Here is an 11620-nt window from a genome sequence, read left to right as displayed (position 1 = left end):
GAGGTGTTGGAGGCCGCGGAGATCGAGCTGGACTGGCGGGTGATCGCGCGGGAGGAGCTGGTCGAGGCCCTGGCAGTCTCTGCGGCCGAGTCCACTGCCGTGACCACGACCGAGGCGGAGGAGGAAGCGGTGCCGTCGCTCGCGCCGGCGCCGGGCTCGGCGGTGCCGTCCTGGCGGGAAGGGCTGCCGGTGACGGTTCTGGCGTCGGACTATCAGCGGATTCTGCGCGTGCTGGAACAGCGGCGGTCCATGGGTCACGGGCCGCTTCGGGCCAAGGAGATCGCGGTGGAGCTGGGCCTTGGGGCGACGTCGGCGAAGGTCGAGGGGCTGCGGTCGAAAGCCCGGCGCCTGGCAGAGCGCGGATGGCTCCTCCGGGAGACGTCGGGGGCATTCAGTGCCGGCCGACAGCCCGTGGCCGCGCCAGACGCCGGCTCATCCGCGTGACCATCGACCACCGGATCATCGTCTCGCTGGTGGCGGGCAGGGTCTCGTAGTCCCGGGCCAGGCGGCGGGAGTGCATCAGCCACGCGAACGTGCGCTCTGCCACCCAGCGCCTGGGCAGCACCACGAACCCTGTCATGTCGTCGGTGCGTTTGACGATCTCCAAGGTCAGGGCGAGTTTGTCCCGGCACCAGTCGACGAGGCCGCCGGTGTAGCCGCCGTCGGCCCAGACGAGGGTGATGTCGCGGTGCAGGCAGCGCAGCCTGGTCAGCAGGCCCGCCGCGGCGTCCCGGTCGCCGATGTTCGCTGCGGTGACCGTGACGGCCAGGAGCATGCCGAGGGTGTCGGTCACGATGTGCCGTTTGCGGCCCGGCACCTTCTTCCCGCCGTCGTAGCCGCGTGAGGAGGCCGGCACCGTTGCGGCGGCCCGCACCGACTGCGCGTCGATGATCCCGGCCGTGGGCCCGGCCTCGCGGCCCTCATTCTCACGGACCTTCCCGCGCAGCCGGTCGTGGAACTCGGCGATCAGCCCGTGCTCGCGCCAGCGCCGGAAGAAGGCGTAGACCCGGCCCCAGCCGGGGAAGTCCGCGGGCAGTGCCCGCCAGGAGATCCCGCCCGCGACCAGGTAACGGATCGCGTCCAGCACTTGCCGATGGCAGTAGCCCTCGGGCCGTCCGCCCCGCCCCTGAAGCCAGGCCGGCACCGGCAACAATGGCCGCACGGCCGCCCACTCCGCGTCCGTCATGTCCGACGGATACCGGCGCACCCGATCGGGATGATCGGCTGCGTTGCCGTACAGGTGCGCGAGACAATCGCACGACACGACGGGCGAGTTGAAGTCAACGGGCTCGGACGCGTACAACAACGACAACAGGGCCTCCGGGAACCGCTCGGAATGGGATCGCACCCCCGAGCTACCAGGAGGCCCTGCCTTCATGCGCGTACCGGCAGAAGATCACCGGACCAGGAACTCAGTTCGACCTGCACGTTCCAAGATCGGTTGAGATACGGCTTCTAAGACCATTCATGCGAGATCACCAGGTGCGAGGACAACAGGCTGCAAGTTCAGTTGGGAGTCCAGGTTGATTTAAGTGACGATTCAGCGCGCCGGTCTGACCGGACCGCACCACCCCCCCCCGCGTCGTCCGGGCGCGAGGTGCTGGCCGCATCGTCATTTCGCGAAAGAGGAACCACTGTGGCGCACGTCACCTTGAAGCCGAGCCGTTAGCGAGCGAGGACTCAGGTGCCGAGTAACTCCCGCCCTGCGATCCGAAGGAGGCTATGGCGGGGTCGCCCCCTCCGGAAGGTCAAGATCAACCTCACCGGGATTTTCTGTACGCCGACTACTCGCACCCGGAAGCCTCCGGGGCCAACTGGTCCCGGAGGCTTCGACCTTGCTCCGCAGGCCCCGTCCAGCGAACGGGGCCTGCCGGCGTCACGCCGCGGCGGCCTGCTTCGCCAGCGCCGCGAGCGGGGAGCGCTGGCCTTTCTTGACCGCGCGCGGCTGCTCCCAGTCGACCTCGGAGTGGGCGGGGACGATCGCGTCGACGGACGCCGTGGTGTAGAGCGCGACGTCGACGGCCCCGGCCCGGCTGGTGCCAAAGCGGACCTCGATCGACTGAGGGGAGCGGACCCATCCGAGCCGCGCCAGGTGGTCGAAGTCGGCGCGGCGCACCAGGAGCCGGGCGGCGCCCTGCCCGGGTCCGAGCGGGGTGTCGGCGGCGACCAGGTCCGCGAGGTCCTCGCGTCGGCAGACCTCCGTGACCTGGTCGGGGTGGTGCAGCGTCCCGTACGGGTTCGCGCTCAGGTCGACCAGCAGGCCGCGGTCGACGAACCGCCGCACCACGAACGCCGTTGCAGGAGCGGGTCGTGCCCGGATGCCGCTCCGCAGGGGAGGGCTCACTCCGCGAACCGGGCTGCGGCTTCGCCGGCCGGTTCGGGCAGGGTGAAGCCGCCCTCGACCAGCATCTGCTGGGTGCGCCGGTAGTGCTCGGCCAACAGTTCGGCGGCGAGGTCCGCATCCCGGGCCACCGCAGCCTCCATGATCGCGAGGTGCTCTTCGGCGACTGGGCGCTGGGCCGCCAACCTGGCGGCGGCCGGTCCCGACCAGCGCCGGTACAGCTCGGTGGCCGCTCCCAGGGTGCGGCAGAAGTCGAGCAGCAGCGGCACCTGGCAGGCACTGATCAGCGCCTCGTGGAACGCCGTGTGCGCCGCCGCCCAGTCCTCGCTGGTGCGCTCGGGGTCGGCCGACTCGCGCATGGGTGTCCGTGCCAGGCGGTGGTGGGCCGAGACCACCTCGCCCTCCCAGGACAGATCGCCGCGCTCGATGGCCAGTCGCAGTGCCCTGGTCTCCAGGTCGACCCGGACCAGGGTCAGGTCGCGGAGTTCCCCGGCCGACAGGGTGACCACGCTGAATCCCTGGCCGCCGCGCGCGACCACCAGTTTCTGCTCGGCCAGCTTCGTCAACGCTTCCCGGATCACCCCGAGGCTGACACCGAACCGCTCCCGCAGCTCAGCGGGACTGAGCCGGTCTCCCGGGCGGATCCGCCCGGCCAGGATGTCGCCACGGACACGCCGGTAGATGTCCTCGTTGAGCGTCATCGCCTTGCCTCGCTTAGCCATGCGCACAGTCTAGCCAGACACGACTACCAAGAGCCAAAACGTTTACCTATTGACGAATCGATTCTCGCTCCCTAGAAATGACACCGTAACGCGAACGACGCACTTACGGAGGCAGCAATGCGCTTGGTCACCTTCCGCCACAACGGGCGTACGAGCTTCGGACGGCTCACGGGGGACGGCGAGGCGATCATCGACTGCGGTCCTCTGCTGGGCGCCGAACTCCCCTCGGTGCGAGCCGTTCTCGCCGCCGGGGCGCTGGAACAGCTCCGGGCCGCAACGGAGGGCCGCACCGGCGACATCAAGCTCGCCGATGCCGTGCTGCTGCCGCCGGTCCCCGACCCCGCGAAGATCCTTTGCGCCGGGGTCAACTACCGCACGCACCGCGAGGAGACGTCTCGTCCCGAGGCCTCCTTCCCGACGATCTTCCCGCGCTACGCCGACTCCCAGGTCGGCCACGACCAGCCACTGGTCCGGCCGGCCGAGACGGAGGCCTTCGACTACGAGGGCGAACTCGCCGTCGTCATCGGCACGGGCGGGCGGCGCATTCCGGCCGAGGACGCCTTCGCGCACATCGCGGGCTACGCCTGCTATCAGGACGGCAGTGTCCGGGACTGGCAGCGGCACACCGGCCAGTGGGTGCCCGGCAAGACCTTCCCCGACACCGGCGGCTTCGGGCCGGCCCTGGTGACCGCGGACGAGGTGCCCGACGCGGTCGCCCTGGAGCTGGTGTCCCGGGTGAACGGCGAGGTCCGCCAGTCGACCCGCGTAAGTGATTTGATCTTCTCCATACCGGAGCTGATCGCGTATGTCTCCACGTTCACACCGCTGGCCCCCGGCGACGTCGTCGTCACCGGCACCCCGGGGGGCGTCGGCCTGTTCCGCGAGCCGCCGGTGTTCCTGCAGCCCGGCGACGTGGTGGAGGTCGAGATCTCCGGGATCGGGACGCTGCGCAACCCCGTCATCGGGGAGGCCTGACCGATGGCGCCCCACGTGATCGTGGTCGGCGCCGGCCCCACCGGACTGACCACCGCCAACCTGCTCGCCGATCACGGCGTCGACGTCACCGTCCTGGAACGCCAGCCGGGCCCGGGCAACGAGCCGCGCGCGGTCTCCCTCGCCGACGAGTCTGTCCGCACCCTGCAGGCGCTGGACCTGCTTCAGGAGCTCGCTCCCGATGTGGTGTGGAACTGCGACGCCCGCTACTTCGGCGCCGACGGCCGCCTGCTGGCCGCCACCAGAGCGGCCCGGAGCCGGCTCGGCCACCCGCCGAAGAACTTCTTCGACCAGCCCGCACTGGAGCGTGTGCTGCACTCCGCGGCCCAGCGGCGGCCCGGCATCCAACTGCGCCACGGGGTGACCGTGACCACCGTCGAGCAGCACGACGGCGCCGTGGTCGTCGGCACCAAGGACGGCAGCCTGCTCAGCGCGGACTACCTCGTCGCCTGTGACGGAGGCCGCTCCACCGTCCGTGAACTGCTGCGGATCCCCATGTCCGGGTCCACCCAGATCGAGCCCTGGATCGTCCTGGACGTAGACAACGACCCCCACACGGATCGCACGTCGCGGTTCCACTGCGACCCGCAGCGACCCACCGTCATCGTCCCGGGAGTCCGCGGGCGGTGCCGCTACGAGTTCATGCTGCTGGCCGGCGAGGACCGCGAGGCCGTGCTCGACGACGTCTTCCTGGCCCGTCTGGTGGCCCCGTACCGGACAGCACCACTGAGGCCCGCCGATATCCGCCGCAAGGCCGTCTACATCGCGCACCGCCTGGTCGCTGTACGCTGGCGCGCCGGCCGGGTCTTCCTGGCCGGCGACGCGGCCCACATGATGCCACCGTTCGCCGGGCAAGGCCTCAACTCCGGTCTGCGCGACGCCCGCAACCTCGCCTGGAAGCTGGCGGCCGTGCTGCGGGCAGGGGCCCCCGACGCCCTCCTGGACACCTATGAGACGGAACGGCGCCCGCACAGCGCGGCCATGGTGAACGTCTCCGTCCGCCTCGGCGCGCACATCATGACCACCCATCCGCTGCGTGCCCGGCTGCGTGACATGGCCGCCCATGCCACCCGGGTCGTACCGCCGCTGCACCGGTACCTGGCAGAGATGCGGTTCCTGCCCGCGGCCCGCTTCACCGAAGGCTGCCTCGTGCGCCGCCCCGGCAGTGGGCCCGGACTCGCCGGGATTCCCCTCCCGCAACCGGGAACCGTCACTTCGGACGGCACCGGCCGGCCCCTGGACCACCTGCTTGGACCGGGCTGGTCGGTCGTGCTCCTGGCGCAGCAGCCCGCTCCCGACGCCATCAGGGCCGTGCAGAAGTCACTGCTCGCCGCACTCGCGCCACGCCTGCTGACGGTGCTGCCCGTCGGCCAGGTGCCCCCGGCCGGTACCGACACCCCGACCGTGGCGGAAACCGAGCCGCTGCTGCCGTTCCCGCCGCCCGGCGACGTCCCCCGGCTGCTGCTGGTGCGGCCCGACCGCTACATCGCGGCCGCGTTCACCCCCTCTCAGGCCGACCTGGTCGCGCAGCTCCTCTCCCAGTGGACCAGTGGCACCTGGCCCGCCCACTGGGCCGAACGCGAGGCGGAGGTGTCATGAAGGCGATCACCGTCCTGGCTCCCGGCGGGCCCGAGACTCTGGTCTGGGGCGAGGCGCCCGACCCCCGCCCCGCCGGTGGCGAAGTCGTCGTCGAGGTCGCGGCGACCGCGGTCAACCGCGCCGACCTGCACCAGCGCCGCGGCCGCTACCCCGTACCAGCCGGCGCCACGCCGATCCTGGGCCTGGAGTGCGCGGGAACCGTCGTCGAAGTCGCCCCCGGCATCCAGGAAGTGGCGGTCGGAGACCGGGTGTGCGCACTCCTCGACGGCGGAGGCTACGCCGAGCGCGTGGCCGTACCGGCCGGACAACTGCTGCCGCTGCCCGGCGGCCTGGACTTCGCGGAGGCCGCCGCGCTGCCCGAAGCACTCTGCACGGTCTGGCTCAACCTGGTGACCCTCGGCGGCCTCACCGCACAGCAAACGGTCCTGGTCCACGGCGGGGCTTCCGGCATCGGCGTCTTCGCCATCCAACTCATCAAGGCCCTTGGCGCCAAGCCGATCGTGACCGTCGGCTCACCCCGCAAAGCCCAGCGATGCCGCGAGCTGGGTGCGGTGGCCGTCGACTACCACCGTGAGGACTTCGTCTCCCTCGTCCACGAGCACACCGGCGGCCGGGGAGCGGACCTCGTCCTCGACTGCATCGGCGGCCCCTACCTCACCCGCAACCCCGCCGCACTCGCCGACGGCGGCCGCCTCGTCGTCATCGGGCTCCTCGGCGGCGGCCACGCCGACCTCGACATGACCCCCATGCTGCGCCGCCGCCTCACCGTGACGGCCGGCACCCTGCGAGCCCGGACCCGCGAGGAGAAGGCCCGGATCGTCGAGGAGGTACGTGCGAATCTGTGGCCACTGGTCGAGGCAGGTGCCCTGCGACCGGTCATCGACCGGCAGCTGCCCATCGCCCAGGCCGCGGAGGCCCATCGCGTGGTCGAAGCGAGCGAACACGTCGGCAAGGTCGTCCTGCTCGTCCGCGACCCGCACCCATCCCCTCCGCCACGCCGGTCCACCTGACCTCTGCCACCCCCACAGCCCCACACCCACCCAGCCCGACTGATCCGCCCACCGTCCCCAGGCACCACCGTCTGCATCAAAGGAGCCGCAGATGTCCCCGGAGAAAACCGCCACACGCGATCGGCGCGCCCGTCGCGCCGCGTGGTCCAGCTTTCTCGGCAGCACCATCGAGTACTACGACTTCCTGCTCTACGGGGCCGCAGCCGCCCTCGTCTTCGACAAGCTGTTCTTCTCCAGCCTCTCCCCGGCGCTGGGCACCATCGCGGCGTTCGCGACCCTCGCCACCGGCTATGTCACCCGCCCCCTCGGCGGCATCGTGTTCGGCCACTTCGGAGACCGCGTCGGCCGCAAGTCGATGCTCATACTGACCATGTCGCTGATGGGCGTCGCCAGCTTCCTCATCGGGGTGATGCCCACCTACCACCAGATAGGTTTCTGGGCACCGGTGCTGCTCGTCACGGTGCGTCTGGTGCAGGGTCTGGCCGTCGGCGGCGAGTGGGGCGGCGCGACCCTGATGTCCATGGAACACGCCCGGCCGGATCGACGGGGCCTGGCCGCCGCCTTCGCCGGCATGGGCGGACCGACTGGCGCTGTCCTGGCCACCGGCGTCTTCACCGTCTTCTCCACCCTGCCGGAGCGGCAGTTCCTCTCCTGGGGCTGGCGGATTCCCTTCCTGCTCAGCGTCCTGCTGCTCGCATGCGGACTGTTCGTGCGGCTGAAGGTCACCGAGAGCCCGCTGTTCTCCGAGGCGGAGCGCGAGGTTGCGGAGGCCACCGAGCGTTCGGAGGCTCCGCTGCTGACCGTGCTGCGCCACTATCCCAAGCAAGTGGCACTGTCCTGCATCAGCGGCTGCGGTGCACTGGTGTGGCAGTCGCTGGCCGCCACCTTCATGATCATCTATGCGCTTGACCTCGGTCATGGCCGCACCACGGTGCTTCTGGCCCAGACCATCTCCTCCGCTCTGCAGATCGGCGCGGTCGCCGGTTACGCGGCGCTGTCGGACCGCGTCGGCCGCAGACCCGTCATGCTGGCCGGAGCCCTGGGCCTGGCAGCCGCGTCGTTTCCGGTCATGTCGCTGCTCGGCGGCGGGACACCACAGCTCTTCCTCGCCTTCATCCTGGTCAACGTCATCCTCCAGCCGGCGTTGTACGGACCGATGGCCGCCTTCATCAGCGAGATGTTCGGTACCCGCTCCCGCTACAACGGAGCCTCGCTGGGCTACCAGCTCGCAGCCACACTCGGGGCGGGCTTCGCGCCCCTCATCGCCTCCAGCCTGCTCGCCGCGGCCGGCGGGAGCGGTCGGATCGGCCTGGTCGCACTCTTCGCCGCGGGCGTGTGCCTGCTCAGCGCCGCGGCGATCTGGCGGACTCGGGAGAGCTACCTCGCCGATCTGGGCACCACTGATCAGCCTGACCGAGCAATGCCGCCGCGGGTGCCGGTGACACGACCTGCCAACCCCTGAACCATTCACAGGAACGAGGTGACCCGCCGTGGCGCACTCCACACCCGGTCGGCCGAAACGGTGGGTCCCACGCAGCCGCAGCCCCCGCACGATCTCGTCACCGGGCCTGCCCGTCCGCTCGGCCACCGCGGCCCGGACGGACCCGCCGGCCTCCGCACCGAGGCGCCGGTGCCCGCACCGGCCCGGGAAGACCGCCCGAAGGCCGGGAAGCCATCCGCGAGTGGCCAGAGGCGTGCGGCTCCGACCGGCCGCCACCTGCACACCGGCAACTGCCCCAAGTCCAGCGGCGAGAAAATCGCCGGAGGGCCGCGGACCACACCGCTGCACCCGCCGCGAAGACGACGGCGCCGGCCCCACCAACCCCCTGGCCGTGAACGACTGCCCGGACGAGTACGTCCAGGCTGACGGCAGTGGTCCGCGTCTTCGTCAACGCCGGCCGGATCGCAGGTACGCGGTGAGCGGCACCCTGGACGCCGCCCCCGCTCCTACCGGTTCGACGACCTGCCACGTGAAGAGGTCCGGGAGGGCTTCGCACGCCTGGCCGCCCGCGGCGACCACTGCCTCGTCACCGTCAACCGCTTCGAACCCGGCTTCACCACCCACCGCCCGCACTTCCACCTCTTCGACCAGCCCAGCTTCGGCGCCGAGCGGTTCATCCAGCCCGCCCGCAGCGTCCTGCACATCCCCGCAGGGTGGCGCACTCCGCACAACCGGTCGGCGACGAGCAGGTCCTCGACATCGGCCTCCTCGCGCCCGTCCGCGAGGACTTCCTCTACCTGACCGAATACCAGAACACCGAGAAGGACATGTCGTGAAGGAAGAACTGCAACTCGGCTACCTAGTCGTCGGCTCCACCGACACCGACGCCTGGGACTCGTTCCTGCGCGAGACCATCGGCCTGATGGCCGGGCCGAGCGACGACGACGGCACCCGCTCCTACCGGATGGACACCTGGCAGTTCCGCGTCCAGATCCAGCCCGCCGAGTACGACGACATCGCCGCCGTCGGGCTCTGTGCGGTCAACCCCACCGTCTTCGCCCGGACCGTGGACCGGCTCAAGAACGCCGGGGTGGCCGTCGAGCACGGCGACAAGGCACTGTGCGCCACCCGCCGCGTCGCCGAGCTGGTCTGGTTCACCGCCCCGGGCGCGGTACGCGTGGAACTTGTCCACTCGCCCCGCCACGCACGCGAACCGTTCGACTCCCCGCTCGTGCCCGGCGGTTTCCTCACCGGCGCCCAGGGACTGGGCCACGCCGTGTTCATGGTCGACGACCTGGCTGCCGCCCGCGCCCTGTGGCTGGACGTGCTGGGCTTCGAGCTCAGCGACGGCGCATTCCACGAAACACCCAGCGGCGAGGCCCGCGCGCTCTTCCTGCACTGCAACCGCCGCCACCACTCCATCGCGCTCGTGCAGCGCCCCGAGCGCTCCACCTACCCGAAGAAGCTGCTGCACTTCATGGTGCAGGCCCACCTGATGGACTCCGTCGGCATGGCCTTCGACCGTGCCCTCGACGCGGGCCTGGAAATCCCGCGCAGCCTGGGACGCCATCCCAACGACCGCATGTTCTCCTTCTACGCCCGCACCCCCGCGGGCTTCGACTACGAATTCGGCTGGGGCGCGGTCGAGGTGGACGAGAACTGGCAGGTCGCCGAGTACGACCACATCAGCGCCTGGGGACACCGAAGCCTGATCTGACCGGGCACCGCCCGTACAGCCGCCACCGGGAGCAGCACCGCCGCAGCACGCGCGCCGCTCCCGTGGACGCGGTACACGGCCTCGACGCCGGACGACGCCGCACTCGACCTCGCCGCATCACCGGCGCCGGTCGAACTGGCGGCCCTGTGTACCGGCGCCGGCCAGGGCCTGGCGCTCGTCCTTGAGCGCTGACCCGCTCGAACCACCGCTCCGGGCCCCGAACCCGACGGACAGCGCGGGGCCCGGAGCGGTGCCAGCCCCTTGTGGCTTTGTATCTCAGTGCGGGCTCTGGTCCACTTCTTGTGGTCACGTACGCAGGGTGACTGCTGATCTTCGCCTGATGGTGGTTTAAGTGATCGTAGGCGGTCAGTGCGCGCACGACCGTCTGGCCGCGCATGAAGCTAGCTTCACTCATCAGGCCCCTGAATCGATCACCTAAGCTGGCGCGGTGACTGATGAGCAGGAGCGGGTGCAGCCGTCGGGAGTGTGGGCCACGGCGGTGGGGGTGGCCCGGGTGCGGGCGCTGGAGACCGAGCGGGAGAACGCGCTGTTCCGCGATCCGTTTGCTCAGGCCTTCGCTGCAGCCGGCGGCCTGTGGCCCTCCTCGCCGCCGCTGCCCGATGACGAGGCCGCGCGACGCCGCTGGCTGGCCGTGTCGTTCTCCATCGTCATCAGGACGAAGTTCCTCGACGACCTGTTGCAGCAGGCCTCCGCGTCCGGGGTCCGGCAGGTCGTGCTGCTCGGCGCCGGCATGGACAGCCGGGCCTTCCGGATGGACTGGCCCCAGGGCACCCGGCTGTTCGAGGTCGACACCGCCGCCCCACTGGACTTCAAGGCGGCGGTGTTGCGCCAGGAGCGGGCGATCGCATGCTGTGAGCGGATCACCGTCGCGGTGGATCTGCGTGAGGACTGGCCAGGCGCGCTGGCTGCTGCGGGGCACGACCCGGCGGTGCCGACCGTGTGGATTGCCGAAGGACTGCTGATCTATCTGCCCGAGGATGCGGTGGAGCTGCTGCTGGCCCGGATCAGCGCGCAGTCGGCGGCGGGCAGTTGGATGGGGCTGACGTTGGGCTCGCGCGGCGTGATCGAGCGCTTCGGCGCGGACGCCGTCCCGGGATCGGCGGCGTCCATGTGGGTCTCGGAGATGCCCGACGACCCGGTGGGCTGGCTGGCCGGGCACGGCTGGGAGGCCGACAGCCACACCCTGCACGAGTGCGCTGCCGCCTACGGCCGCCCGATCAGCACCCCACCGCAGCGCGAGGAGCGGCCCGGCGGACTGATCTCGGCGGTCCGCCGGTAGAGCGCCTCCCGGTTCCCTTGGTGATCGATTCCAAGGGGGCCTGATGAGTGGAGCTAGCTTCATGCGCGGCCAGCCAGTCATACGCGCGCTGACCGTCGTTGGGGGCGGTGCCGCCCAGCTCGGTGATCCGGCGCAGGATTGCCCGGGCCCCGGGCACCAGCGAGGCGATCATGTGGAACAGCAGCTGGTCCGTCCAGCCGTCGGCAAGGGCGTCGTCGGCGAGGTCCTGCGGGCCGGGGCGCCGGACTGCGGCCGGTGCGTCCGGCCAGGCGGCAGGGACGGCCGGGCGCAGCCCGAACGCGGCCTGGACGGCGGCTATCGTCTGCTCGTAGGTGTCCGCCTCGGTGTCGATCGTCAGCCGCACCCGCGCTCCTCCTGTGACCGGTGCTCCATGATCCCCGTAGCCCGCTGTCCTCTGTCCAAAGGGGGCCCGGCGGACACTTCCTCTCTCGCGGAGGTGTCCCGGTGGTCCTGCTGCGCCCAGCGCTGCGACTTCC

General features: G+C 70.9%; 13 protein-coding genes. 8 read left to right on the top strand and 5 right to left on the bottom strand.

Annotation, left to right across the window (positions count from 1 at the left end):
• On the top strand, window positions 1–444 hold a 444-nt coding region (locus tag LQ326_RS46125; protein ID WP_234545201.1), incomplete at its 5' end, for a hypothetical protein.
• Here LQ326_RS46125 and LQ326_RS46120 read toward each other — a convergent pair.
• From LQ326_RS46120 to LQ326_RS46110, 3 genes are all read right to left on the bottom strand, one after another.
• On the bottom strand, window positions 392–1186 hold the full coding sequence (locus LQ326_RS46120) for an IS5 family transposase (RefSeq protein ID WP_234545200.1): 795 nt from the start codon (window positions 1184–1186) through the stop codon (window positions 392–394). The two genes, LQ326_RS46125 and LQ326_RS46120, sit on opposite strands and share 53 nt — an antisense overlap.
• 690 nt (window positions 1187–1876) lie before the next feature.
• The gene (locus LQ326_RS46115; RefSeq protein WP_234545199.1) at window positions 1877–2344 is read right to left on the bottom strand and encodes a hypothetical protein; all 468 of its coding nucleotides are present in this window, start codon (window positions 2342–2344) and stop codon (window positions 1877–1879) included.
• On the bottom strand, window positions 2341–3063 hold the full coding sequence (locus LQ326_RS46110; protein ID WP_234545198.1) for a GntR family transcriptional regulator: 723 nt from the start codon (window positions 3061–3063) through the stop codon (window positions 2341–2343). The genes LQ326_RS46115 and LQ326_RS46110 overlap by 4 nt, the downstream gene beginning before the upstream one ends.
• A 117-nt stretch (window positions 3064–3180) precedes the next feature.
• Between LQ326_RS46110 and LQ326_RS46105 the strand changes: the two genes are divergently transcribed.
• From LQ326_RS46105 to LQ326_RS46085, 4 genes are all read left to right on the top strand, one after another.
• Window positions 3181–4038, top strand: a complete 858-nt coding sequence (locus LQ326_RS46105; RefSeq protein WP_234545197.1) for a fumarylacetoacetate hydrolase family protein — start codon at window positions 3181–3183, stop codon at window positions 4036–4038.
• 3 nt (window positions 4039–4041) lie between these two features.
• Window positions 4042–5655, top strand: a complete 1614-nt coding sequence (locus LQ326_RS46095) for a bifunctional 3-(3-hydroxy-phenyl)propionate/3-hydroxycinnamic acid hydroxylase (RefSeq protein ID WP_268208425.1) — start codon at window positions 4042–4044, stop codon at window positions 5653–5655.
• Entirely contained in the window at window positions 5652–6665 is a 1014-nt protein-coding gene (locus tag LQ326_RS46090; protein WP_234545196.1) for an NAD(P)H-quinone oxidoreductase, read from the top strand. Before LQ326_RS46095 ends, LQ326_RS46090 begins: the two co-directional genes overlap by 4 nt.
• A gap of 91 nt (window positions 6666–6756) precedes the next feature.
• Window positions 6757–8127: an MFS transporter gene (locus LQ326_RS46085; protein WP_234545195.1), complete on the top strand. Its 1371-nt coding sequence runs from the start codon at window positions 6757–6759 to the stop codon at window positions 8125–8127.
• A 426-nt stretch (window positions 8128–8553) separates the two neighbouring features.
• Here the strand turns inward: LQ326_RS46085 and LQ326_RS46080 are convergent, their stop codons facing one another.
• A complete protein-coding gene (locus LQ326_RS46080; protein ID WP_234545194.1) occupies window positions 8554–8808 on the bottom strand; it encodes a hypothetical protein in 255 nt (84 codons plus the stop codon).
• 11 nt (window positions 8809–8819) lie between these two features.
• On the opposite strand from LQ326_RS46080, the gene LQ326_RS48165 reads away from it, so the two are divergent.
• From LQ326_RS48165 to LQ326_RS46070, 3 genes are all read left to right on the top strand, one after another.
• The gene (locus tag LQ326_RS48165) at window positions 8820–8942 is read left to right on the top strand and encodes a hypothetical protein (protein ID WP_268208424.1); all 123 of its coding nucleotides are present in this window, start codon (window positions 8820–8822) and stop codon (window positions 8940–8942) included.
• Window positions 8939–9823, top strand: coding sequence for a VOC family protein (locus tag LQ326_RS46075; protein WP_234545193.1), 885 nt, complete (start codon window positions 8939–8941; stop codon window positions 9821–9823). The genes LQ326_RS48165 and LQ326_RS46075 overlap by 4 nt, the downstream gene beginning before the upstream one ends.
• 448 nt (window positions 9824–10271) lie before the next feature.
• Window positions 10272–11123 (top strand): class I SAM-dependent methyltransferase, encoded by an 852-nt coding sequence (locus tag LQ326_RS46070; RefSeq protein WP_308402174.1) that lies wholly within the window; start codon window positions 10272–10274, stop codon window positions 11121–11123.
• On the opposite strand, the gene LQ326_RS46065 is transcribed toward LQ326_RS46070, so the two are convergent.
• Window positions 11062–11487 (bottom strand): hypothetical protein, encoded by a 426-nt coding sequence (locus LQ326_RS46065; RefSeq protein WP_234545192.1) that lies wholly within the window; start codon window positions 11485–11487, stop codon window positions 11062–11064. The two genes, LQ326_RS46070 and LQ326_RS46065, sit on opposite strands and share 62 nt — an antisense overlap.
• Window positions 11488–11620 lie beyond the last annotated feature (133 nt).

The sequence above is a fragment of the Streptomyces shenzhenensis genome (assembly GCF_021462265.1).
Lineage (GTDB): Bacteria > Actinomycetota > Actinomycetes > Streptomycetales > Streptomycetaceae > Streptomyces > Streptomyces shenzhenensis.
The sequence above is the reverse complement of the archived record's forward strand: the minus strand, read 5'-3'. Positions and strand labels throughout refer to the sequence as shown.

Excerpts from the sequence above, each read along its gene's own strand:
- LQ326_RS46120 (WP_234545200.1), bottom strand. The coding sequence starts at position 1,186 with ATGACGGACGCGGAGTGGGCGGCCGTGCGGCCATTGTTGCCGGTGCCG.
- LQ326_RS46110 (WP_234545198.1), bottom strand. The coding sequence starts at position 3,063 with ATGGCTAAGCGAGGCAAGGCGATGACGCTCAACGAGGACATCTACCGG.
- LQ326_RS46105 (WP_234545197.1), top strand. The coding sequence starts at position 3,181 with ATGCGCTTGGTCACCTTCCGCCACAACGGGCGTACGAGCTTCGGACGG.
- LQ326_RS46095 (WP_268208425.1), top strand. The coding sequence starts at position 4,042 with ATGGCGCCCCACGTGATCGTGGTCGGCGCCGGCCCCACCGGACTGACC.
- LQ326_RS46090 (WP_234545196.1), top strand. The coding sequence starts at position 5,652 with ATGAAGGCGATCACCGTCCTGGCTCCCGGCGGGCCCGAGACTCTGGTC.
- LQ326_RS46085 (WP_234545195.1), top strand. The coding sequence starts at position 6,757 with ATGTCCCCGGAGAAAACCGCCACACGCGATCGGCGCGCCCGTCGCGCC.